Consider the following 23,072-nt stretch of genomic DNA (forward strand, 5'->3'; position numbering starts at 1 on the left):
CAAGCTACTACAGGCGTTCCGGCCGTCTCAGCCGCTGATTCCGGCAGCCAGGCCCACCAGGGCCAGCACCAGCACGGCCCCGCCGATCAGCAGCAGTTTGGTCTGGCTGGTGCTGCGCTCCCCCTCCTCCATCACCACCATGCGGGGCTCCCGGGCGAAGGCATTGAGCTTGCCGCCGTCTTCTTCGGTGACCTGCATGAAAAGGGAAAGCACAAGGGCCACACCCTATGGAGTGAAATCGGCGCAGTCTTCGACAGGCGGGGGGAACGTCAACGGAAGTTCACGTGCCGGCCGAGGTCCTTCAGGAGGCGTTCAGCCGCCCACCCGTCCCTGGAGCGGGGAACTGGGGCTGGCCTGGGCGCGACGCGGCAGCCGGCCGGCCAGGAACGCGGTGCGGCCCGCCTGACAGGCCTGTGCCATGGCACCCGCCATGGCCGCGGGGTTCCCCGCCAGGGCGATGGCGCTGTTGATCAGCAGCGCATCGGCGCCCATCTCCATGGCCTGGGCCGCTTCGCTGGGCACGCCGATGCCCGCGTCCACCACCACGGGAACGGTGGCGTTCTCGATGATCAGGGCGATGTTGGCGGCATTGCGGATCCCCTGGCCCGAACCGATGGGCGAGCCGAGCGGCATCACGGTGGCGCAGCCGGCCTCCTCGAGCCGACGGGCCAGCAGCGGGTCGGCGTTGATGTAGGGCAGCACGGTGAAGCCCTCATTCACCAGCTGCTCCGCAGCCTCCAGCGTGCCGATGGGATCCGGCAGCAGGTGTCGCGTGTCGGGGATCACCTCCAGCTTCACGAAGGTGTTGTCCTCCTGCCCGGCCAGCTTGGCCAGTTCGCGTCCGAGCCGGGCCACCCGCACCGCCTCCTCCGCCGTGGCGCAGCCGGCGGTGTTGGGCAGCATCCAGACCCGCTGCCAGTCGATGGCCTCCATCAGACCCTCATGCCCCGCCGCCAGGCTCTGCACGCGCCGCACGGCCACGGTGACGATCTCGCAGGCGCTGGCGCGGAGGCTGGCCTGCATGCTGGCCAGGCTTGGGTACTTGCCCGTGCCGGTCATCAGGCGGCTGTGGAAGCGACGGCCGCCGATGGTGAGCGGCTCGTCCGGGGGGTCGAGGTGTTGCGGCTCCTGCAGGAGCGGGGCTGGCTGCGGCACCACGGTGGATTCCGGCGCATGGATGACAATCCATCTAGCCTCCCATCAGCCACCGCCGTTGCCGTGACCATCGCCGCGCCCACCGACGCGCCAGCCGACGCGCCCCTCGCCGCGCTTCGCCCGCTCCTGCTCATGGCGCTCCCCCTGCTGGCCATTCCCCTGCTGCCAGGCCGTGCCATGGCCGCCACGCCGCTGGCCAGCGACGGCTTCCTGCCGTTCAATCCGCCGGCATCCGCCACCTTCCAGGTCGACACCTACGGCGCCGGCGCCGGCGCCGTGGAAACCTTCGATCCGGTGGGCCGTGCCCAGCTGCTGGCCCGCGACATTCCCCGGGAGTGGGTGGGCACCTACCAGCCCTTCGACACCAACCGGGCCGTACCCGCCGAGCTGCGGCTCACCGCCGTCACCGCCTTCGGCCAGATCGTGGATCTGCGCGGTGACATCACGATCGATGGCACCGCCACGCCGATCCAGGGCAACCTGAATGCCGAATCCGACCAGCTCGACCTGTTGCTGCTCTGCCGCTGCAACGTCGGCGGTCTCGAGATGGGCGGCGCGTTCTCCGGGCAGCAGGGGTTCCTGCTCTCCGGCTGGAACGCGCCCCGGCTGACCAACCCCGGCGGCCGCCTCGACCTGCGCCCGCGCACCGCCTTCGTGCCGGCCCCGGCCCCAGTGCCCGCCGGCGTGCCGGTGCGGGGTATGTGGTGAACGGATTCAGGCGGCTGTGGTGCCCAGGGTGCGCTCCAGCCGGCTGAGCCGCCGCTGGGCCGTGCGGTTGCCGCTGTCCAGCTCCAGCACCTTGCGGTAGGTGCTGGCGGCCTCTTCGGCGTTCTGGAGTTTCTCGAGGGCGTAGGCCAGATTGTTCAGCGCCACCGGATAGTCGGGCTTGGCCTTCAGTGCGGCGCGGTAGTGCTTGAGAGCCGGCTTGTACTTGGTCTGGGCGGCAAGGGAGAAGCCAAGGGCATTCTCGATCAGGGCCACCGCTTCGGGGGGATCCTCCTGGGCGATGGCCAGCTGCAGGGCCCGGGTGAGGCTGTCGGCCGCCTGGCTGTAGAGGCGCTTGCGCAGCTGCACCGATCCGAGCTCATAGAGGCTGGCCGCATCGGCCGACCCCTTCACCTCGCCCGGAGCGAGGTCGCGCTCCAGGCGCGCCAGGGTGACCTCGTCGCTTCGCACCCTCCAGATCTGGCGGGCCACCACCACAGCGGCACCGCCCAGGAGAACGACCAGGCCGATCAGATAGGCCTGGGGAAGCAGGGTGTCCAAGGTGGCGGTGAGTGGTACGAGGGGACGATTCAGTTCTTGGCGGTGCCGACCACGCTGGTGAAGCTGCCGGGATCGACCACGGCGAGCTGGGCCAGCATCTTGCGGTTCAGGCGCACATCGGCCTTCTTCAGACCACCCATCAGACGGCTGTAGCTCACGCCGTTCAGGCGGGCCGCAGCGTTGATGCGGGCGATCCAGAGACGGCGGAAGTCCCGCTTGCGGCGGCGACGGTCGCGGTAGGCGTTGCAGAGGGCCTTCATCACCCGCTGGTTGGCGGTGCGGAACAGGGAACCGTTGCCGCCCCTGAAGCCACGGGCCAGCCGCAGGATCTTGTTACGACGCTTGCGGGCAACGTTGCCCCTCTTGACGCGGGCCATGGAAGGAAATCAGGTGGTGATGGATCGGAACGGAACCGGCTGCCGGGAAGCTCAGGCGTAGGGGAGCATGGCGCTCACGTTGTCGGCGTCGCGCTCGTCGACGACGGCCATGGTGCCCAGGTAGCGCTTCCGTTTCGGGCTCTTGTGGTCCAGCAGGTGGTTACGGAAGGCCCGGCGACGCAGGAACTTGCCACTGCCGGTGGCCTTGAACCGCTTGGCGGCTGCTTTGCGGGTCTTGAGCTTCGGCATGTCTCCCCAACGCGGGCACAAACGAGCAGAGTACGACGCGGCCCCGCCTTCCACCAAGCTCCCGTTGCCAGTGCCCCTGCCGATGCCCAGCGCCCGTCCCCGCCATCCCCGGCCGCCTGCGGTCCGCCCGGCCCTGGGTGCCTTCGGGGTGAGCCTTCTGCTGGCCGCCTCGGGCTGCCAGGCCGCGCCCATGGCGGCGCCCCCCGCCCCGCCTGCCCCTGCCCGGCTGGGCTGGCCGGTGCCGGCACCGCCGGAGCTCGACGCCAGCAACCCGGTGCTGTGGGTGGGGCTCGCCTCCCATCTCCGGCCCGACACCCCGCTGGAGCTGCGCAGCGGTGAGGGCCTGATCACCCTGGTGACGCCTGAAGGGGCCCGCTACAGCTCGCCGCGGCTGGTGCTGCACTGGCGCACCGTGCCGGTGGACCCGCCCCTGCGGATCCGTCGTCAGGTGCTGGGACCCTTCGCCAGCTACGAGAGCGCTGAGGAGGCGGCCGGCCGCTGGAAGGCGGCCGGGGTGGAGCCGCGCATCGCCAACCCCCGCGACTGGGAGGTGTGGGCGCCCCTCTCAGCTCCCCTGCCCCCGAGCCTCGGTCCCTCCCGGCAGGTGGAGCAGCAGCTGGAGCAGCGGGCTGTGCTGGAGCTGCGTCGCGATGCCGGGCCGGTGCTGCTGGACGGGCCCCTGCGGCTGGAGACGCCGGGCGGCCTGCGCTGGCAGGGAGGTCTGTTCCAGGGGCCCTTCCGGCTCCAGCCCGATGCCTACGGCAGCTGGACCCTGGTGGAGGAGGTGCCCCTCGAGCGCTACCTCCAGGGCGTGGTGCCCCATGAGATCGGGGCCGCCTCGCCCCCGGCCGCTCTGGCGGCCCAGGCCGTCCTGGCCCGCACCTGGGCGGTGCGCAACCGGGTGCGCTTCGCGGTGGACGGCTACCACCTGTGTGCCGACACCCAGTGCCAGGTCTACGCCGACCCGCGCCAGGCCGGTTCCGGGGTGCGCCAGGCCATCGCGGCCACCCGCTCCCAGGTGCTCACCTGGCAGGGGCAGCCGATCCACGCCGTGTACCACGCCACCAATGGCGGGGTGTCCGCCGGTTTCGAGGAGGTGTGGAGCGGTGCTCCGTTGCCCTACCTGCGCTCCGCGGTGGATGGTTCCCAGGCCCTGAAGGCGCGGTTCCCCCTGCCGCTGGCGAGCGGTCAGGTGCCGCAGCTGCTGGCCACCGGCAACGGCTTCCATGGCGTCGACCATCCCCGCTTCCGCTGGACCCGCACCCTCACGGCGGGCCAGATCGCCCAGGCCCTGCAGCGGCTGGAGCCCCAGCTCGGGACCCCCGAGCGGGTCACGGTGCTGGAGCGGGGCATGAGCGGTCGGGTGCTGGCCCTGCAGGTCCAGGGCACAGGCGGTGCCACGGTGCTCCGTCTGGATGCGATCCGCCGCAACCTGCGCCAGCTGCCGAGCACGCTGTTCGTGGTGAGCCCGAGCGGCCCGGGCAGCTGGCGCTTCGAGGGCGGTGGCTTCGGCCACGGCGCCGGACTCTCCCAGGCCGGTGCCATCGATCTGGCCAGGCGCGGCTGGCCCCTGCAGCGGATTCTCGAGCTCTACTACCCCGGCACCACCCTGCAGCCCCTGTCAGCACTGGACACCAATCCTCCCGGGAGTGCCCCTTAGAGTCCGGGAACTTCCGGGAACGCCATGGCCGCGGACGGCAGTACCACCGATGGCCACAGGGAGGCTGGCCCCGGCGGGCGCCGAGGCAAATCGGCTCTCTTCGTGATCGCCTGCGGCTGGGCAGGGCTCATGCCCCACTGGCTGGAGCCGGGGCTGCGGCTCTGGCCGGCCACGGGCATGGCCCTGCTGCTGGGGGGCTACAGCCTCTACACGGTGCTGGTGCCGGCCCTGGATCGCGGCCGGCCCGGGGATCGTGAGGGCAGTCCTTCGCCCGGCCCTAAACCGCAGGACCCAGGTCCGGATGGGGTGGATGTGGTTGTGGCCGCCCGCGATGAGCAGGCCGTGATCGCCCGTCTGGTGGAACGCATCGGCATGCTGCGCCCCACCGCCGGGGACCTGCGGCTCTGGGTGGTGGACGACGGCAGCTCCGACCGCACCCCCGAAGTGCTGCAGGAGCTGCGTGGCCGCTTCCCCTTCCTGCAGGTGCTGCGCCGGGAAGCGGATGCCGGTGGCGGCAAGTCCGGGGCCCTCAACATGGCTCTGCCCCATCTACGCGCCCGCTGGATGCTCGTGCTCGATGCCGACGCAGACCTGCAGCCCGACACGCTCGAGCGCCTCCTGCCCAGGGCCGAGGCGCTCGGCTGGTCTGCCGTGCAGATGCGCAAGGCCGTGGCCAACCCCCTCACCAACTGGCTCACCCGGGCCCAGGCCATGGAGATGGCGCTTGATGCGGTGATCCAGGAGGGTCGGCTGGAACAGGGCGGCGTGGTGGAGCTGCGGGGCAACGGTCAGCTGCTGCGGCGGGATGCGCTCCTGGCGGCCGGGGGCTTCAACGAGGCCACCGTCACCGACGATCTGGACCTGAGCTTCCGGCTCCTGCTGCAGGAGCAGCCGATCGGCATCGTCTGGGATCCGCCGGTGCGGGAGGAAGCGGTGCTCAGCCTGGCGGCCCTCTGGCGCCAGCGCCAGCGCTGGGCCGAGGGGGGCCTGCAGCGCTTCTTCGACTACGCCCCGGGCCTGCTCTCCGAGCGGGTGAGCGGCCGCCGCAAGCTGGATCTCCTCTGCTTCTTCCTGCTGCAGTACGCCATGCCCATGGTGGCCATGGCTGATCTGGTGGGGGCTCTGGTCACCCTCACCGCCCCCACGATCTGGCCCCTCTCCTTCGTGGCCTTCGGGCTCTCCGGCTGTTCAATCCTGCTGGGCTGCCGCCGCAGCAGCGAGGGGCCCGTGTTCCCGCGGATGACCCCCTGGAACCTCGCCCTGGGCATCGCCTACCTCGGCCACTGGTTCCTGGTGATTCCCTGGACCAGCGTGCGCATGGCTCTGTTCCCGAAGCGTCTGGTGTGGGCCAAGACCCTCCACCTCGGAGAAGCCGGCTGCGAGGACGCCGCCGTGGAGGAATCGGCCATCGCCTGACGGCGGAGCGGTTCGTGCCGCTGCGCTGGTCCCTGCTCAGGCCACGCCGCGATCGAGGTCCTCCAGCGGTCCATCCAGATCGACCACCTCCCCGTTGAAGAATTCCGCCAGTCGGCGGGCCCTGTCATCGAGCAGGGAGGGGTCCGGGGGTGTCGGCGCAGCGGGGGCTGAGGCGGCCGAGGCGGTGGCGGAACCCGGTTGCTCCCGAACGCCCGCAGCGGCGGTGGATACGTGAGGGTGAGCGGCAGGGATCCCGGGAGCCGGAGCCGCAGCTGGTGCCGGAGAAGCCGTGGCCGTGACTGCCCCGCTGACGGGCGAGGCTGCTGGTGCTGGTGCTGGTGCTGGTGCTGGAGCGGCCAGGGGCGGAGGCGCCGGCTGGGGAGGTTCGCTGCCGGCCTCCAGCACCATCTGCCTCGGGCTTCCGAGCGCCTTGGCGATGGCCTGCTCCACCAGGGCCTGGCGGCTCTGCACCATGGCGATCCAGTTGGCGCTCACCTGCACGACGGCCCGGCGGCCATCCAGCCGCACCAGATGGGCCTGCTGGGACAGCAGCATGCGTGTGGAGGGCAGCTCCAGACAGGCCAGGATCTGCTGCCAGAGCTCGTGCAGGTCAGGGGTGGTGTCCGCCGGCTCGGTCGGGGGCGCTGGCCGTGGGTCCGGCCCAGCCCCGGCTGCCGCGGCGACCCCAGGGGCCGTGACAGGCGCCGTCACAGGGTTAGGGACAGGCGCAGGCGCGGGGATGGGAGAGGGCTTGGCAGACGGGGCTTCCTCCCGCGGCGGTGGGGGGTCGGCGAGACGTCGCGGCAGGGTGGCCGGGACCGCGGTCGATGCCGCCGTCGGGGCCGCGGCCGGTGTGGGCTGGGCGCCAGCGACCGGCTCCGGGCCTGCCAGCAGCCCCAGCAGGAGCACTTCCAGCCAGAGCCGCGGGTTGACGCTGTGGCGCAACTGCTGCTCACTGCCCTTGAGCTGGGCCTGCCACTGCAGCAGCCTGGCCTTGCCGAGGCTGCGGGCCAGACCAGGCAGCTGCGGACGGAACTGGGGGGACACGGCCGTGAGCTCCAGCCGGTCGGGGGCGGTGCCCGCCAGCACCAGGTCGCGCAACAGGCTGGTGAGGCCCTGCAGCACCGCCGCCGGCTCCCGGCCCCGCTCCAGCAGGTGCCGCGTCGCCTCGATCAGGGCGATCGGCTCGGCCCCGGCCAGGGCGCCGGCCAGCTGCAGGAGTTCCTGCTCGGGCACCGCCCCCAGCAGGTCCCACACGGCGTCCACCTCGACCGGTGGTGGCAGCAGGCTGAGCTGATCGAGCAGGCTCTCGGCATCCCGCAGGCCCCCTTGGGCCCGCTGGGCCACCACGTGCAGCGCCTCGGGGGTGATGGCGATGGCCTCCTCCGCGGCGATCCAGCGCAGGTGCCCTTCCAGGGACTCCAGGGGGATGCGACGGAAATCGAACCGCTGGCAGCGGCTGAGGATGGTGGGCAGCACCCGCTGGGGGTCGGTGGTGGCGAGCACGAACACCACCTGGGGCGGCGGCTCCTCCAGGGTCTTGAGCAGGGCGTTGAAGGCCGCCGTGGAGAGCATGTGGCATTCGTCCACCACGTACACCTTCCAGCGCGCCTGCACGGGGGCGAAGCGGGAGCGCTCGATCAGCTCCCGGATGTTGTCCACGCCGGTGTTGGAGGCGGCGTCGATCTCGATCACGTCGAGGGCGTTGCCCGCCGCGATCGTCGTGCAGAGCTCGCAGCGGCCGCAGGGGTCGGGGGTGGGTCCCGCTGCGGCGGTGCAGTTGAGGGAACGCGCCAGGATGCGGGCGCTGGAGGTCTTGCCGGTGCCGCGGGGTCCGCTGAACAGGTAGGCCGGCGCGATCCGCCCGGAGCGCAGGGCGTTGGCCATGGTGGCGGCGATCGCCTCCTGACCCACGAGCTGGTCGAACCGCTGGGGCCGGTACTTGTGGTGGAGGGGCTGGTAGGCCTGTCCCATGGGGCGGCCTCAGACGGGCGGGATGTCGAGGTTACTGGTCGTCCCCGGGTTCCAGCAGTCCATGCAGTCGGGTCTCCAGGGCGGCCTCGAGATCCTCCACTTCGGCGAGCTGGTCGGCCAGGGACTGGGCCGATCGCCGCAGGCTCTCGAACTGGCCCTCGCCCCAGCGGGCTTCGGCTCTGGCCAGGGCGTCGTCGAGGCCCGCCTGCAGTTTCTGGCGCAGCCCCTCCAGCTGGGCGAGGGTCTGCCGGGCCAGATCCAGGCCCTTCTCCAGCTGGGCCGGATCCAGGTTGAGCCCCTCCAGGTTGAACCCGTCCAGGCGGAGGCCATCGAGCTTGAGGCCATCCAGCCGGCTGCCCTGGCGCAGCAGGAGTCTGGCGGCGGTGAGCACGGCGGCTGGCATCCACTGGCCGAAGGCCAGGGCGCCGAGGCTGCCGGAGTGCAGCCATCCCTCCACCTGGGCGCTGCGGTGCCGGCCGGTCTTGCACCAGTGGGCGAAGTGCTCGCAGTTGTTGAACAGCAGGTTGTAGTTCTGTTCCCCCAGCCGGCCCATGGCACGGCGCAGGCAGACCCCGGCGGGGGAACAGCTGCCCTCCGGGTAGTCCACCACACTCACCGGCTGGCCGCGGCTGAAGTCGTCGGTGCTGCTGCGCAGGATCTCCCGACCCTCCAGATAGTGGGCCACCGTGCCGTCGCCGAGGTCGATGCCGTGATGGCTGAACAGGCCGTGCTGGCGCGGAACCTGCAGATGGTCGGCTGCGGCCAAGAGGCTTTCGTCAGGCGCTGGCCTGGGCGTCTTCGTGGCTGGATCCCAGCGGCACCACCTTGGCCTGGCTGCGCTGCTCCACCAGCTCCTGGGTCACCGTGAAGGTCTTGACGTTGCGGCGCGACGGCAGGTCGTACATCAGCTCCAGCATCAGCTCCTCGAGGATGCCGCGCAGGGCGCGGGCGCCGGTCTTGCGCCGATGGGCCTCGGCGGCGATGGCTTCGATCGCCCCCTGCTCGAAGTGGAGCTGCACGTCGTCCATGCTCAGCAGGGTCTGGAACTGCTTCACCAGGGCATCGCGCGGTTCCGTGAGGATGGCTTCGAGGGCGTGGATGTCGAGGGGTTCCAGCACCGCGGTCACAGGCAGCCGGCCGATGAATTCCGGGATGAGCCCGTACTTCACCAGGTCGTCCGGTTCCAGATGGCGCAGCACGTCGGCGGCCAGCCGCTCCCGGGCGCTGCGGGGGCGGTTGTTGCCCTCCGGGTTGATGAAGCCGATGGCGTTGCGTCCCATCCGCTTCTGCACCACATCGTCGAGGCCGACGAAGGCGCCGCCGCAGATGAACAGGATCTGGCTGGTGTCGATCTGGATGCAGTCCTGGTAGGGATGCTTGCGTCCCCCCTGGGGCGGCACGTTGGCGGTGGTGCCTTCCAGCAGTTTGAGCAGGGCCTGCTGCACCCCCTCGCCGGACACATCGCGGGTGATGGAGGGGTTCTCGCTCTTGCGGGCGATCTTGTCGATCTCGTCGATGTAGATGATGCCCCGCTGGGCCAGCTCCACATCCATGTCGGCCTTCTGCAGCAGCCGCAGCAGGATGTTCTCCACGTCTTCCCCCACGTAGCCGGCTTCGGTGAGGGTGGTGGCGTCGGCGACGGCGAAGGGCACCTCGAGGATCTCGGCCAGGGTCTGTGCCAGCAGGGTCTTGCCGCAGCCGGTGGGACCGATCAGCAGGATGTTGCTCTTGTGGAGCCGGGTGGCCGTCTCGTCGGTTTCACCCTTGCCGTCCCCCTGCCAGGCGAGCCGTTTGTAATGGTTGTAGACCGCCACGGAGAGCGACTTCTTGGCCTCCTCCTGGCCCACCACCTGGCGATCGAGGAAGGCCTTGATCTCCTGGGGCTTGGGCACCTCCGCCAGGGTGGGAACGGGTTTGGCGGGCTTCTTGGTGCCGGACTTGCCCCGGGCAGGCTCCGCGGCGTGACGGGCACCGCCGCCGCTGCCGTGGGTGTCCACCAGTTCCTCGTCGAGGATCTCGTTGCAGAGATCGATGCACTCGTCGCAGATGTAGACCCCGGGGCCGGCGATCAGCTTGCGGACCTGCTCCTGGGACTTGCCGCAGAACGAGCACTTCAGGTGGGCGTCGAACTTGGCCATCGGCAGGATCGGCGGGACGAAACGTCCGGGGAGGGGAGGTCAGAGGCACTGGGCCCTGGGGTCAGCATTGACCCACAGGCTGGATCCGGCAGCTTTCCTTAAGGATCAAACAGGATCGACAAGGGGGACAGGGCAGTTCCGGGGCCTCACCATCCCACAGATCGGAGCGATGCACCATCGCCCGATGCCAGCTGGGGGGTCAGCTGCTGGCGACGGCCGTGCGGGTCGTTTCGTTGACCACCCGGTCGATCAGGCCGTAGTCCACCGCCTCGGCGGGGGAGAGGAAGTAGTCGCGGTCGGTATCCTCGGCGATCTTCTCGAGGGGTTGGCCGGTGTGTTCGGCCATCAGGCCGTTGAGGGTGTCCTTGAGGAAGAGGATCTCCTTGGCCTGGATCTCGATGTCCACGGCCTGGCCCTGGGCGCCGCCCAGCGGCTGGTGGATCATGATCCGGGCGCTGGGCAGGGCCAGCCGTTTGCCCTTGGTGCCTCCCGAGAGCAGGAACGCCCCCATCGAGGCCGCCAGGCCGTAGCAGATGGTCACCACGTCAGGGGCCACCTGCTGCATGGTGTCGTAGATGGCCAGCCCTGCCGTGACCGAGCCACCGGGGGAGTTGATGTAGATCTGGATGTCCTTCTCCGGATCCTCCGCTTCCAGGAAGAGAAGCTGGGCCACCAGGGCATCGGCCACGGCGTCATCGATGCCCGTGCCCAGGAAGATGATCCGCTCGCGCAGCAGGCGCGAATAGATGTCGAAGGCGCGCTCCCCCTTGCCGGACTGCTCCACCACGGTGGGCAGCACGCCCGGGGCCGCCATCGGCATGCCGATCGTGGCCTCGGGGCGGGGCCCCGCCCAGAGGTTCTGGACGGGGTGGGACCGCTGAGCGATGGGCTGATGGGCGTGGATCACGCGAGCGGGTCGGGGCTGGTGTGGATGCAATCTATGGGGATCGGCGCGACGACCGCCGCCGGCTCAGGACTCGGAAGCGGCCGGCTTCTCCTTGCTCTTGGCCTTGGCGGGCTTGGCGGCCTTCTCCGCCTTGGCCTCCCCCGTCGCCTGGCCCTGCGCGTCGTCCTTGTCCGATGCGGCGGCTGATTCGGCCTCGGGCGCCTTCTCGGTGATGCTGCTGTTGCCTTCGAGCCAGTCGAGCAGCTTTTCCTGCAGCAGATCGTCGGCCACCACCTGGCGCAGCCGGTTCGGGTCGATGTTGCCCTGCTGGCTGAGGCCGCGGCTGATCTCCTTCACCTTGGCCTCGATCTCCCCATCCTCCAGGGCGATGGCCTCGGCCTTGGCCAGGGCCTGCAGGGCCAGGCTGCGGCGCAGGCGCTGCTCGGCCTCGGGGCGGGAGGTGTCCATCAGGCTGCGCACCAGATCGGGGGTGAAGAGCTTCTTCACATCCATGCCCTGCTGGGCGATCTGGCCGGCAGTCTGTTCGATCAGATTGCGGATCTCCTGCTGCACCAGGGTTTCGGGCAGCTCCACCTCCAGCTCGGCCACGAGGGCATTGAGAAGGGCCTCGTGGCGGGCCGCCCGGGCCCGGCGCTCGGCGTCCTCCTTCAGGCGGGTCTCCAGATCGGCCCGCAGTTCGGCCAGGGTCTGCTTGTCGCTGGCCTGCTGGGCGAAGGCGTCATCCAGGGCCGGCAGCTCGCGGGTCTTGAGGTCCTTGAGGCTGATCTCGAAGCGGGCGGGCCGACCGGCGGCGTCCTCCTGGGGATAGCTCTCGGGGAACTGGCAGTCCACGCTGCGGCTCTCGCCCACCGCCATGCCGATCACCCCCTCCACGAAGCCGGGGATCATGCGGCCCTCCTCCAGCTCCACCTCCGTGGCCTCGCTGCTGCCACCGCTGATCGCTTCCCCGGTGTCGGTGAAGGTTCCGCTGAATGCGAGCACGGCCACGTCGCCGCTGGCGGCGCTGCGGTCCTCCACCGGCACCAGCGTGGCCAGCTGCTTGCGCGACTGCTCGATCAGCTCGTCGACCCGGGCCGGGTCATAGCGGATGGCTTCGGCCTCGGCCTGGAGGCCGCGGGTCTTCTTGAGGCTGGGCGTGGGCTCCACATCCAGCTCCAGGGTGAAGCTGAGGTCGGTGCCGGGCTGGAAGCGCTCCAGCACGGCCTCAAAGGCCTCGCTCAGCTCCGGGCGGCCGATCGGGGCCACCTCCTCCAAGGCCAGGGCGTCGCGGAAGGCGGCATCCACCAGCTCCTCCAGCGCGGTGGCCCGCAGCCGCAGGGGGCCGATCTGCTGCAGCAGCACGGGGCGGGGCACCTTGCCCTTGCGGAATCCAGGCAGCTTCACGCTGCGGCTGAGCTTCTCGAGGGCAGCGTCGTAGCTGGCCTGGCTGCGGGCGCCGCTGATCGCCACCTCGAGGGCCATCCGGCTCCCCGGCCTGGGGCTGGCTTTCACCGTGAGCGCCTCCCTGGACGCCTCGCTGGACGCCGGATCGGCGCTGGAGGGGCTGGTGGGGGCGGGGGAGGCGGCAGCAGGACTCATGGGGGCTCGATGCAGCCCCCCATCCTAAGAAAGTGGCTGGTCGGGCCCGGTTCCCGGTAGTCTGCGCTGCATTGACCCCGACATCCGGCCGACTGTGCCGGGTGGCCACATCCTCGATCCGGGACCTTCCCGCCAGGTCCGCCCCCATCCCTCCGGTCGATGCGGGCCGCCAACCTGAGCCCACTGGAAGCGCCGCGCCGCCACCGCCGGAACCCTGCCCGTCGAGCCCAGCCACCGTCGACTCCAGCTTTCAACCTTCCCTCTCTCAGGCCGATCCCGACCCACCTCCCCGTTTCCCCAACACCCCACCGCCTGGCGCCCCATCGCTTCGCGCCCGCCCGAGCTCAGTGAGCCAACGTCCTAGGCCAGCCTGACCGCCGTCCAGCCAGACCTCGGCACACGCCAGACCTCAGCCCAGCAGAAGGCCCCGTTCGCCGCGCAACCCCGACGTTTCGCCCCACCCTTCGTTCCCTGCCCCTTCCTTGACCACCGCCCCATCCACCGCAGCCACCTCCAGCCCGTCCGAGGCCCAGTCCTGGACCTCCGCAGCCCCGGCGACCCTGCCGCGTCGCCCTCTGCGGGTGGCGATCCTTGGCGCCACCGGCGCCGTGGGTCAGGAGCTGCTGCAGCTGCTGGAGGAGCGGGCCTTCCCGGTGGGGGACCTGCTGCCGCTGGCCTCAGCCCGCTCCGCCGGGCAGGCCCTCCGCTGGCAGGACCGCACGCTCACGGTCGAGCCGGTGGACGCGACCGTGTTCGAGGGGGTGGATCTGGTGCTGGCCTCCGCCGGCGGTTCGGTGTCACGCCGCTGGGCGCCGGTGGCGGCGGCGGCGGGTGCCGTGGTGATTGACAACTCCAGCGCCTTCCGCCTCAATCCCGCCGTGCCGCTGGTGGTGCCCGAGGTGAATCCCGGGAGCGCCCTGGCCCACCAGGGCATCATCGCCAACCCCAACTGCACCACGATCCTGCTCACCCTGGCCCTGGCGCCCCTCCAGGCCCGGCGCCCGATCGAACGGGTGGTGGTGAGCACGTACCAGTCGGCCAGCGGGGCCGGGGCGCGGGCGATGGAGGAGCTGCGGCAACTCAGCCGCACCGTGCTGGATGGGGGCGAGCCGGTGAGCACCGTGCTGCCCCACTCGCTGGCGTTCAACCTGTTCCTCCACAACTCGCCGCTCCAGCCCAACGGCTACTGCGAGGAGGAGCTCAAGATGCTCCACGAAACCCGCAAGATCATGGGCCTGCCGGAGCTGCGGCTGTCGGCCACCTGCGTGCGGGTGCCGGTGCTGCGGGCCCATTCCGAGGCGGTGAACATCCGCTTCGCGGAGCCGTTCCCGGTGGACGAGGCCCGGGCCTTGCTGGCCCAGGCTCCAGGGGTTGAACTGATCGAGAACTTCGAGACCAACCGCTTCCCCATGCCCACCGATGTGACCGGTCGCGACCCGGTGGCGGTGGGCCGCATCCGTCAGGACCTCAGCGACCCCAATGCGCTCGAGCTCTGGCTCTGCGGCGATCAGATCCGCAAGGGCGCCGCCCTCAATGCCGTGCAGATCGCCGAACTCCTGCTGCAACCCCAGCCTGGAGGTGACGCTTGAGCGCAGCCGTCCAGTCGCCGCCCTGGAGCCGGGCCCCCTTCGGCCGGGTGGTGACGGCCATGGTCACGCCGTTCCGGCCGGATGGGCAGGTGGACCTGGAGCTGGCCGCCCGGCTGGCCGACCACCTGGTGAGCCATGGATCCGATGGGCTGGTGATCTGCGGCACCACCGGTGAATCCCCCACCCTCAGCTGGGAGGAGCAGCACGCCCTGTTCGCTGCGGTGAAGCAGGCGGTGGGCGAGCGGGCCCGCCTGGTGGCCGGCAGCGGCAGCAACTGCACCGCCGAGGCGATCGAGGCCACCCGGGAGGCCGCGGCCCTCGGGGCCGACGGAGCCCTGGTGGTGGTGCCGTACTACAACAAGCCTCCCCAGGACGGGCTGGAGGCCCACTTCCGTGCCATCGCCCAGGCGGCGCCGGACCTGCCTCTGATGCTCTACAACATCCCGGGGCGCACCGGCACCAGCCTGGCGCCGGAGACCGTGGCACGGCTGGTGGAGCTGCCCAACGTGGTGGCGTTCAAGGCCGCCAGTGGCAGCACCGATGAGGTGAGCGCCCTGAGGCTCTGCTGCGGCGACCGGCTGGCGATCTACTCCGGCGACGATGCCCTCACCCTGCCGATGCTGGCCGTGGGCGCCGTGGGTGTGGTGAGCGTGGCCAGCCACGTGGCCGGTCCCCAGATCGCCCGTCTGGTGCACGCCTTCCTGGATGGCGATCCGGCCCTGGCCCTGGCGCTGCATGAGCAGCTCCTGCCCCTGACCCGGGCCCTCTTCTGCACCACCAACCCGGTGCCTGTGAAAGCGGCCCTCGAGCTGCAGGGCTGGCCGGTGGGTGCCCCAAGACTTCCCCTTCTCGCTGCGAGTGAAGCCGTGAAACAACGCCTCTCCGAAACCCTGGCTGCCCTGCGTCCCACCTGACGCCAAGGCTGACTTGCTGACGTGCTGTCAGCGCCATCCAGTTGATCCACTGAATTCTTCGATTTCTCCTACATGTCCAGTTCCAACGGCCGCAGCAGTTCCCCCGACAAGCAGCCCGCCCTGCGGGTGATTCCTCTCGGCGGCCTCCACGAGATCGGCAAGAACACCTGTGTGTTCGAGTACGGCGACGACATCATGCTGGTGGATGCCGGCCTGGCTTTCCCCAGCGACGGCATGCACGGCGTCAATGTGGTGATGCCGGACACCAGCTATCTGAAGGAAAACCAGAAGCGCATCCGCGGCATGATCGTGACCCACGGTCACGAAGATCACATCGGTGGCATTGCCCACCATCTCAAGAACTTCAACATCCCGGTGATCCATGGGCCGCGGCTGGCGCTCTCCATGCTCACGGGCAAGATGGAGGAAGCCGGGGTGATGGACCGCACCATCCTCCAGACGGTGGCCCCCCGCGATGTGGTGAAGGTGGGGCAGCACTTCTCCGTGGAGTTCATCCGCAACACCCACTCGATGGCCGACAGCTTCTCGCTGGCCATCACCACGCCGGTGGGCACCGTGATCTTCACCGGTGACTTCAAGTTCGACCACACGCCCGTGGATGGCGAGCACTTCGACATGGCACGCCTGGCCCACTACGGCGAGCAGGGCGTGCTCTGCCTGTTCAGCGACTCCACCAATGCCGAGGTGCCGGGCTTCTGCCCTCCCGAGCGTTCGGTGTTCCCCAAGCTCGACCAGCACATCGCCCAGGCCGAAGGGCGGGTGATCATCACCACCTTCGCCAGCTCCATCCATCGCGTGGCGATGATTCTGGAGCTGGCGATGAAGAACGGCCGCAAGGTGGGCCTGCTGGGCCGCTCCATGCTCAACGTGATCGCCAAGGCCCGCGAGCTGGGCTACATGCGGGCCCCCGATGATCTGTTCGTGCCGATCAAGCAGATCCGTGACCTGCCCGATCGTGAAACCCTGCTGCTGATGACCGGCAGCCAGGGTGAGCCCCTGGCCGCCCTCAGCCGCATCTCCCGCGGTGAGCATCCCCAGGTGCAGGTGAAGCCCTCGGACACGATCATCTTCTCGGCCAGCCCCATCCCCGGCAACACCATCTCCGTGGTCAACACCATCGACCGGCTGATGATGCTGGGCGCCAAGGTGGTCTACGGCAAGGGCGAGGGCATCCACGTGTCCGGCCATGGCTTCCAGGAGGACCAGAAGCTGATGCTGGCCCTCACCAAGCCCAAGTTCTTCGTGCCGGTGCACGGCGAGCACCGCATGCTCGTGGCCCACGCCAAGACCGGCATGTCGATGGGCATTCCGCCCGAGAACACCCTGATCATCGACAACGGCGACGTGGTGGAGCTCACCCCGGATTCGATCCGCAAGGGGGAAGCGGTGAAGGCCGGCATCGAGCTGCTGGATGCCTCCCGCAACGGCATCGTGGATGCCCGGGTGCTCAAGGAGCGTCAGCAGCTGGCCGAAGACGGTGTGATCACCCTGCTGGCCGCCATCAGCACCGACGGCGTGATGGCCGCACCGCCCCGGGTGAATCTGCGCGGCGTGGTCACCACCGCCGATGCCCGCAAGCTCAGCCTCTGGGCCGAGCGGGAGATCACCTGGGTGCTGGAGAACCGCTGGAATCAGCTCAGCCGCAACACCGGCGGCAAGGCCCCCGACGTGGACTGGGTGGGTGTGCAGCGCGAGGTGGAGCTGGGTCTGCAGCGCCGCCTGCGGCGCGAACTTCAGGTGGAGCCCCTGATCATCTGCCTGGTGCAGCCCGCCCCTGCGGGGACCCCGGCCTACAAGGGCAGGGCCGATGCCGAACCCGACAGCCGGCCCGCTCCCCGGGGCCGCGGCGGCAGGGATGGCGGCCGTGACGCCAGCCGCCAGGGTGTCCGTGACGGCGGTCGTGACAATGGACGCGACAGCCGCGGTGCCGATCGCGCTCCCAGCCGCGAGCTGGCTGCGGTGGGAGCTCCGGCCCCGGCTCCACGGGCAGCGGTGAAGGTGGTGCCGGCCCCCGGGGCCAGCGTCAGTCCTGAGCCTGAGATCGCCGGCCGCACCCGCCGCCGGCGCTCAGCGGCCTCCCGCTGAACCCACGTCGGGGCGGCCGCTCAGTCCAGCACCACCCCCAGCAGGCCCCGGGAGAACTCCTCGAGTTCCCTGGGGCTGAACCCCTTCGGGTTGCCTGGGTTCACGGGTTCGGGCGGGTGGGTGCTCGCCACCGGCGTGCTCGGTTCGTCCGCCCGCAGGGCCTCCAGCACGCCTCCCGTCGGGGGCAGCGACTGCAGCTCGCGCACCTCGATCTCCTCGCGGCGCTGGGGATCGGCCAGGGCCACCTCGATCTGTTCCGGCTCCTCCACCACATCCACGCTCTCCAGCCAGGGCGCCGCCGCCGCTGCCCTTGAAGCCGGGGCGGTCCCACCGGGAGCGGCCGGCACCGCCGCGGGTGCGGCAGCGAAGGGAAAGGCCTCACCGCCGCCGGTGGCGGTGTTCTGTGACTCCGCGGCCGCAGGGGGAGCCGACGCGCCAGCCTGGCTCTGCTGCCGCTCGGCCTGCTTGCAGTGCTGCAGCCCCTGATCGGCGATCTGCCGCAGAGTGTTGTCCGCCTCCGTGCGCAGCAGGGCGTGGTAGTAGCCCCGGGCCGACTCCACATCCCCCATGCCGTAGAGGCGGGTGTGGCCCAGCAGCAGGATCACCCGCTGGCGCACCGGATCGGCGGGGCTGTCGGGAAGGTCGATCAGCAGCGACTCACAGAGGGCCTCCACCTGGGGCCACTGCCGCTCGCTGTAGAGGCGCTCGATCGTGGCGTAGCGCTGTTGGATCGATTCAGGATTGGCCGTCATCGCAGGGGCCGGAGCTCTCACGGGTCAGAAGCAGTGTGCTTCGCTGCTCCCGCAAACGCCAGCCGTCCGGAAGGTGCAGCGGGCCCCATCCCCCATCCCGGCCCAGGCGATCCAGCAACAGGTCCAGGCTGCGTCGTTGCAGTCGCCGTCCGGTGCGGCGCTCCAGCCAGCGCTGCAGCAGCACGGCCTGGTTGGCCCGCTGGAGCCGCTGTAGCGCGGCCAGCGGCAACCGATCCGGCAGCCGTGCCGTCGCGCGGCCCGCACGGCTCTGATCGATCGCCGGCGGAAGGCCCAGCAACCCGGACAGGGCCAGGTCGCCCAGCTCGGTCTGGGCCTCCTCCTCCTCGGCAAGCCCCGCCGCCAGTGCGGCCAGACGGCGCTCGGCTCCCGGGTGCAGGGCCTCCAGCACCGGCAGCACCTCGCCCCGCAGCCGGTTGCGGCTGAAGCGGGGATCGCTGTTGCCCGCATCGGGCCACACGGGCAGTTGCAGCGCCCCGCAGAGGCGCGCCGTGTCCGCCCGGCCGAAGCCCAGCAACGGCCGCGCCAGCATCACCGTGCCGCCCAGGGGCCGCAGCGGCCGCAGGCTGCCCAGTCCGCGGCGGTGGCTGCCCCGGGCCAGGTTGAACAGGAAGGTCTCGGCGCGGTCGCTGGCGGTGTGTCCGGTCACCACCCGGGTGGCTCCCAGGGCAGTCGCCCGGGCCAGAAGGCTGGCGTAGCGCCAGCTGCGGGCCGAGGCCTCATCCTGAACCGGCTGCTCCCAGCGGGCCAGGCTGAAGGGCAGTCCCTCCGCCTCGGCCCAGGCCTGCAGCTGCCGGGCCTGGTCGCCGGAGGCGGGCCGCCAGCCGTGGTCGCCGTGCCAGAGGTGCAGGGTCCAGCCGTGCAGACGCCGCAGATCGCGCAGCAGTGCCACCAGGGCCATCGAGTCCTGTCCGCCCGACACCGCCACCAGCAGGCTCTCCCCGGCGGGCAGCAGCTCGGGGCGCCGCCGCAGCGCGCGGTGCAGCCGCAGATGGTCGGCGCTCCAGGGGGCCGCGGCGGCATGGCGGGGCGTGGGATCGGACACCCGGACGGCGAGGTTTCAGGTGGGAGAATCTCCCCACTGTGCTGCGCCTCCCGTGATGCCGTTCGGCCCCTCCCGCCTCGACCAGCTGCCCGCCTCCCTGCGCGCCGCCCTGGCGGAGCGCCGCCTGCTCAAGGTGATCGCCGGCCTCACCAACTTCGATCCGGCCTCCGTGGAGCGCATCAGCCGGGCCGCGGGCCGCGGCGGTGCCGACCTGATCGATGTGGCCTGCGATCCGGCGCTGGTGCAGCGCGCCGCCGCCGTGTCCGGGCTGCCCATCTGCGTGTCGGCGGTGGATCCCGAGCTGTTCCCTGCCGCCGTGGCCGCCGGGGCCACCCTGGTGGAGATCGGCAACTACGACGCCTTCTACCCCCTCGGTCGCCGCTTCGAGGCCGCCGAGGTGCTCGACCTCACCCGCCGCACCCGGGCCCTGCTGCCCGCGGTGGTGCTGAGCGTCACGGTGCCCCACGTGCTGCCCCTCGATGAGCAGGAGCAGCTGGCCGTGGAGCTGGTGGCGGCTGGAGCCGATATCATCCAGACCGAAGGCGGCACCAGCGCCAGACCCTTCAGCCCCGGCACCCTCGGTCTGATCGAGAAAGCGGCGCCCACCCTGGCCGCGGCCCATGCCATCAGCCGTTCCCTCGCCGCCGCGGCTGAAACCGGGCCCGTGGCGCCCGTGCTGTGCGCCTCCGGCCTCTCCGCCGTCACCCTGCCGCTCGCCATCGCCGCCGGTGCCGCCGGCGTGGGGGTGGGTTCGGCCGTGAACCGCCTGGACGATGAGGTGGCCATGGTGGCCGTGGTGCGGGGGCTGCGCCAGGCCCTGGCCGGCGCCGGCATCACCGCCGCGCGGAGCCAACCCATGGCGCCATCGGCGGAGTGAAACGCGACGGAGAGGTCACACACCGCGGCCGACAGCTGTTCCCCTGACTACGGTTCAGACGTTCCCTGACCGAATTGCCATGGGTTCTCTCGTGTGGCTGCTCCAGTGGCCGATCCGCGCCATCGTTCTGCTGATCGTGGCCTGGTTGCCCCTCGGGGTGGAGGTGGACAGCTTCGGCATCGCCCTGCTGGCGGCCGTGGTCATCGGTCTGCTGGGCACCCTGCTGATCTGGCCCCTCAAGGCCCTGATGGCGCTGCCGTGGGCCATCACCAGCCTCGGCGGCATCATCACGCCGATCAGCTGGCTCTACAACTGGGCGATCACGGTGATCCTCTTCGGCCTGGCCGCCTGGCTGATCCAGGGCTTCCGGTTGAAGCAGGGCCTGCTCAGCGCCGTGCTCGGGGCCGTGGTCTACGCCGTGCTGTCGGCGGTGATCCTGCGCGCGCTCGGGCTCAACGTCGACTTCACCCGCGTCTCGGCGGCGATGAGCGGCGTCGCTGCGGGCTGACTTGTGGACTGAGGTGTGGGCTGAGTTGTGGGCTGAGCCGCCGCGCTGCCGCTTCGGCGACCACACCCACACCATGGCTGCCCCGAGAATGGCGGCCATGGTTCCGTTCCAGCTCCACGCCCCCTACGCACCCAAGGGCGACCAGCCCACGGCCATCGCCGGCCTGGTGGGCGGCGTCGAGGGGGGCGAGCGCTACCAGACCCTGCTCGGCGCCACCGGCACCGGCAAGACGTTCACGATCGCCAATGTGATCGCCCGCACCGGCCGGCCCACGCTGGTGCTGGCCCACAACAAGACCCTGGCGGCCCAGCTCTGCAACGAGCTGCGCGAGTTCTTTCCGAACAACGCCGTCGAATACTTCATCTCCTACTACGACTACTACCAGCCGGAGGCGTATGTGCCCGTCTCCGACACCTACATCGCCAAGACCGCCTCGATCAACGAGGAGATCGACATGCTGCGCCACTCGGCGACCCGCTCGCTGTTCGAGCGGCGCGATGTGATCGTGGTGGCCTCGATCAGCTGCATCTACGGCCTGGGCATCCCCAGCGAATACCTCAAGGCGGCTGTGACCTTCCAGGTGGGCGACACGCTCAACCTGCGCGGCTCCCTGCGGGAGCTGGTGAACAACCAGTACTCCCGCAACGACCTGGAGATCTCCCGCGGCCGCTTCCGGGTGCGGGGCGATGTGCTCGAGATCGGCCCCGCCTACGAGGACCGGCTGGTGCGGATCGAGCTGTTCGGCGATGAGGTGGAGGCGATCCGCTACGTGGACCCCACCACCGGCGAGATCCTGCAGAGCCTGGAGACCATCAACATCTATCCGGCCAAGCACTTCGTCACCCCCAAGGAGCGCCTGCAGGAGGCGATCCAGGCGATCCGCGCGGAACTGCGGGAGCGCCTCGATGTGCTCAACGGCCAGGGCCGGTTGCTGGAGGCCCAGCGGCTGGAGCAGCGCACCACCTACGACCTGGAGATGCTGGAGCAGGTGGGCTACTGCAACGGCGTGGAGAACTACGCCCGCCACCTGGCCGGCCGCGAAGCCGGCACGCCGCCGGAGTGCCTGATCGACTACTTTCCCGACGACTGGCTGCTGGTGGTGGATGAGAGCCACGTGACCTGCTCCCAGCTCCAGGCCATGTACAACGGCGACCAGAGCCGCAAGCAGGTGCTGATCGAGCACGGCTTCCGCCTGCCCAGCGCTGCCGACAACCGGCCGTTGAAGGGGGAGGAGTTCTGGCAGAAGGCGCGGCAGACGATCTTCGTGAGCGCCACACCTGGCAACTGGGAGCTGGAGCAGAGCCATGGCCAGGTGGTGGAGCAGGTGATCCGCCCCACCGGCGTGCTCGATCCGGTGGTGGAGGTGCGTCCCACCGAGGGCCAGGTGGACGATCTGCTGGGTGAGATCCGGGTGCGGGCCGACAGACAGGAGCGGGTGCTGGTGACCACCCTCACCAAGCGCATGGCCGAGGACCTCACCGACTACCTGGCCGAGAACGGCGTGCGGGTGCGCTACCTGCACTCCGAGATCCACTCGATCGAGCGGATCGAGATCATCCAGGACCTGCGCAACGGCGAGTACGACGTGCTGGTGGGCGTGAACCTGCTACGGGAGGGTCTGGATCTACCGGAGGTGTCGCTGGTGGCGATCCTCGATGCCGACAAGGAGGGCTTCCTGCGGGCCGAACGCTCCCTGATCCAGACCATCGGCCGCGCCGCCCGCCACGTGGAGGGGGTGGCCCTGCTCTACGCCGACAACCTCACCGACTCGATGGCGAAGGCGATCGAGGAAACGGAGCGCCGCCGCGGCATCCAGCAGGCCTACAACGAGAAGCACGGCATCACGCCCACGGCAGCGGGCAAGCGGGCGGGCAACGCGATCCTGGCCTTCCTGGAGGTGTCGCGCCGCCTCAACGACGAGCAGCTGGAGCAGGCCACCGAGCAGGCGGAGCACAACGGCGTGCCACTCGATTCGCTGCCGGAGCTGATTCAGCAGCTGGAGGAGAAGATGAAGACCGCCGCCAAGAACCTGGAGTTCGAGGAGGCCGCCAACTTGCGCGACCGGATCAAGGGGCTGCGTCAGAAGCTGGTGGGGCGGGCCTGAGCGGCCTGGCCAGTCGTCAGGGCGCTGCCTCAGGCGCTTCGGTGCCTTCGGCCCGGTGCTGCACGCTGCCCCCCAGGCCGAACGTGGCATGCACGGCCTGCAGCGCTCGCACCCCCTCGTGTTCCGCCACCACGCAGCTGGTGCGGATCTCGCTGGTGGCGATCAGCTCGATGTTCACGCCGGCCTCCGCCAGGCAGCGGAACATGCGGGCCGCCGTGCCGGGGGTGCAGGGCATGCCGGCGCCCACGGCGCTCACCCGGGCAATGGCGGGACCTTCCTCGAAGCGGGATCCCGGCCACTGCCGCAGCAGGGGGGCAAGAGCCTGCTCGGCCCGGCCGCGGTCGTCGCGGCGCAGGGTGAAGCTCATGTCGCGGCTGCGCTCGCTGCCGCTGCCGTGGGTGCGCTCCGACTGCACGATCGCATCGAGGCTGATGCCCGC

At 70.5% G+C, this 23,072-nt stretch carries 22 protein-coding genes; 9 read left to right on the forward strand and 13 right to left on the reverse strand.

The genetic code is table 11. The features are described 5' to 3' along the window. Nucleotides 1–27 precede the first annotated feature (27 nt). Both psb34 and CPCC7001_RS10065 read right to left on the reverse strand, forming a co-directional pair. Nucleotides 28–198 carry a photosystem II assembly protein Psb34 gene (gene psb34, locus CPCC7001_RS10060; protein ID WP_006910003.1) on the reverse strand — a complete coding sequence of 57 codons (171 nt, stop codon included), beginning with the start codon at nucleotides 196–198 and terminating at the stop codon, nucleotides 28–30. A 114-nt stretch (nucleotides 199–312) separates the two neighbouring features. Further along, nucleotides 313–1,158: a thiazole synthase gene (locus CPCC7001_RS10065; protein ID WP_006909945.1), complete on the reverse strand. Its 846-nt coding sequence runs from the start codon at nucleotides 1,156–1,158 to the stop codon at nucleotides 313–315. Nucleotides 1,159–1,218: 60 nt separating this feature from the next. Here CPCC7001_RS10065 and CPCC7001_RS10070 point away from each other — a divergent pair, with 60 nt between their 5' ends. Further along, a complete protein-coding gene (locus CPCC7001_RS10070; protein WP_225867228.1) occupies nucleotides 1,219–1,863 on the forward strand; it encodes a hypothetical protein in 645 nt (214 codons plus the stop codon). Nucleotides 1,864–1,869: 6 nt separating this feature from the next. On the opposite strand, the gene CPCC7001_RS10075 is transcribed toward CPCC7001_RS10070, so the two are convergent. The 3 genes from CPCC7001_RS10075 to rpmI are packed head-to-tail and all read right to left on the reverse strand — an operon-like array spanning nucleotide 1,870 to nucleotide 3,047. After that, a complete protein-coding gene (locus CPCC7001_RS10075; protein ID WP_006910688.1) occupies nucleotides 1,870–2,421 on the reverse strand; it encodes a tetratricopeptide repeat protein in 552 nt (183 codons plus the stop codon). Between the two features lie 29 nt (nucleotides 2,422–2,450). Beyond that, entirely contained in the window at nucleotides 2,451–2,798 is a 348-nt protein-coding gene (rplT, locus tag CPCC7001_RS10080) for a 50S ribosomal protein L20 (protein ID WP_006909862.1), read from the reverse strand. 51 nt (nucleotides 2,799–2,849) lie between these two features. Continuing rightward, entirely contained in the window at nucleotides 2,850–3,047 is a 198-nt protein-coding gene (gene rpmI / locus CPCC7001_RS10085; RefSeq protein WP_006911369.1) for a 50S ribosomal protein L35, read from the reverse strand. Nucleotides 3,048–3,129: 82 nt separating this feature from the next. Here rpmI and CPCC7001_RS10090 point away from each other — a divergent pair, with 82 nt between their 5' ends. Further along, nucleotides 3,130–4,707, forward strand: coding sequence for a SpoIID/LytB domain-containing protein (locus CPCC7001_RS10090; RefSeq protein WP_050757229.1), 1,578 nt, complete (start codon nucleotides 3,130–3,132; stop codon nucleotides 4,705–4,707). A gap of 24 nt (nucleotides 4,708–4,731) precedes the next feature. Continuing rightward, nucleotides 4,732–6,123: a glycosyltransferase family 2 protein gene (locus CPCC7001_RS10095; RefSeq protein ID WP_043368922.1), complete on the forward strand. Its 1,392-nt coding sequence runs from the start codon at nucleotides 4,732–4,734 to the stop codon at nucleotides 6,121–6,123. A gap of 36 nt (nucleotides 6,124–6,159) precedes the next feature. On the opposite strand, the gene CPCC7001_RS10100 is transcribed toward CPCC7001_RS10095, so the two are convergent. From CPCC7001_RS10100 to tig, 5 genes are all read right to left on the reverse strand, one after another. Further along, nucleotides 6,160–8,097 (reverse strand): DNA polymerase III subunit gamma/tau, encoded by a 1,938-nt coding sequence (locus CPCC7001_RS10100; RefSeq protein WP_006910846.1) that lies wholly within the window; start codon nucleotides 8,095–8,097, stop codon nucleotides 6,160–6,162. Between the two features lie 31 nt (nucleotides 8,098–8,128). Further along, nucleotides 8,129–8,863 (reverse strand): lecithin retinol acyltransferase family protein, encoded by a 735-nt coding sequence (locus CPCC7001_RS10105; RefSeq protein ID WP_006911778.1) that lies wholly within the window; start codon nucleotides 8,861–8,863, stop codon nucleotides 8,129–8,131. Nucleotides 8,864–8,873: 10 nt separating this feature from the next. Next, on the reverse strand, nucleotides 8,874–10,235 hold the full coding sequence (gene clpX, locus CPCC7001_RS10110) for an ATP-dependent protease ATP-binding subunit ClpX (RefSeq protein WP_006910475.1): 1,362 nt from the start codon (nucleotides 10,233–10,235) through the stop codon (nucleotides 8,874–8,876). A gap of 199 nt (nucleotides 10,236–10,434) precedes the next feature. After that, complete coding sequence (clpP, locus tag CPCC7001_RS10115) at nucleotides 10,435–11,142, reverse strand: ATP-dependent Clp endopeptidase proteolytic subunit ClpP (protein ID WP_006911294.1); 708 nt, start codon at nucleotides 11,140–11,142, stop codon at nucleotides 10,435–10,437. A gap of 63 nt (nucleotides 11,143–11,205) precedes the next feature. Beyond that, nucleotides 11,206–12,720, reverse strand: a complete 1,515-nt coding sequence (gene tig, locus CPCC7001_RS10120) for a trigger factor (protein WP_006911148.1) — start codon at nucleotides 12,718–12,720, stop codon at nucleotides 11,206–11,208. A gap of 560 nt (nucleotides 12,721–13,280) precedes the next feature. Between tig and CPCC7001_RS10130 the strand changes: the two genes are divergently transcribed. The 3 genes from CPCC7001_RS10130 (at nucleotide 13,281) to CPCC7001_RS10140 (ending at nucleotide 17,329) form a co-directional block, all read left to right on the forward strand. Beyond that, complete coding sequence (locus CPCC7001_RS10130; protein WP_043369928.1) at nucleotides 13,281–14,309, forward strand: aspartate-semialdehyde dehydrogenase; 1,029 nt, start codon at nucleotides 13,281–13,283, stop codon at nucleotides 14,307–14,309. Beyond that, nucleotides 14,306–15,223, forward strand: a complete 918-nt coding sequence (gene dapA, locus CPCC7001_RS10135; protein ID WP_006911138.1) for a 4-hydroxy-tetrahydrodipicolinate synthase — start codon at nucleotides 14,306–14,308, stop codon at nucleotides 15,221–15,223. Before CPCC7001_RS10130 ends, dapA begins: the two co-directional genes overlap by 4 nt. Before the next feature lie 72 nt (nucleotides 15,224–15,295). Then, nucleotides 15,296–17,329 carry a ribonuclease J gene (locus tag CPCC7001_RS10140; protein WP_006909049.1) on the forward strand — a complete coding sequence of 678 codons (2,034 nt, stop codon included), beginning with the start codon at nucleotides 15,296–15,298 and terminating at the stop codon, nucleotides 17,327–17,329. 20 nt (nucleotides 17,330–17,349) lie between these two features. On the opposite strand, the gene CPCC7001_RS10145 is transcribed toward CPCC7001_RS10140, so the two are convergent. Both CPCC7001_RS10145 and tilS read right to left on the reverse strand, forming a co-directional pair. Further along, nucleotides 17,350–18,081, reverse strand: coding sequence for a hypothetical protein (locus tag CPCC7001_RS10145; RefSeq protein WP_006910524.1), 732 nt, complete (start codon nucleotides 18,079–18,081; stop codon nucleotides 17,350–17,352). Further along, complete coding sequence (gene tilS / locus CPCC7001_RS10150; protein ID WP_006910969.1) at nucleotides 18,065–19,144, reverse strand: tRNA lysidine(34) synthetase TilS; 1,080 nt, start codon at nucleotides 19,142–19,144, stop codon at nucleotides 18,065–18,067. The genes CPCC7001_RS10145 and tilS overlap by 17 nt, the downstream gene beginning before the upstream one ends. A gap of 55 nt (nucleotides 19,145–19,199) precedes the next feature. Here tilS and CPCC7001_RS10155 point away from each other — a divergent pair, with 55 nt between their 5' ends. From CPCC7001_RS10155 to uvrB, 3 genes are all read left to right on the forward strand, one after another. Next, entirely contained in the window at nucleotides 19,200–20,021 is an 822-nt protein-coding gene (locus CPCC7001_RS10155; protein ID WP_043368926.1) for a DUF561 domain-containing protein, read from the forward strand. 79 nt (nucleotides 20,022–20,100) lie between these two features. After that, on the forward strand, nucleotides 20,101–20,529 hold the full coding sequence (locus tag CPCC7001_RS10160; protein ID WP_043368928.1) for a phage holin family protein: 429 nt from the start codon (nucleotides 20,101–20,103) through the stop codon (nucleotides 20,527–20,529). A 97-nt stretch (nucleotides 20,530–20,626) separates the two neighbouring features. After that, complete coding sequence (gene uvrB, locus CPCC7001_RS10165) at nucleotides 20,627–22,633, forward strand: excinuclease ABC subunit UvrB (RefSeq protein WP_043369930.1); 2,007 nt, start codon at nucleotides 20,627–20,629, stop codon at nucleotides 22,631–22,633. A 16-nt stretch (nucleotides 22,634–22,649) separates the two neighbouring features. Here the strand turns inward: uvrB and CPCC7001_RS15830 are convergent. Beyond that, on the reverse strand, nucleotides 22,650–23,072 hold a 423-nt coding region (locus CPCC7001_RS15830; protein WP_043368930.1), incomplete at its 5' end, for an ACT domain-containing protein.

This window comes from Cyanobium sp. PCC 7001, from assembly GCF_000155635.1.
In the GTDB taxonomy this organism is placed as follows: Bacteria; Cyanobacteriota; Cyanobacteriia; order PCC-6307; family Cyanobiaceae; genus NIES-981.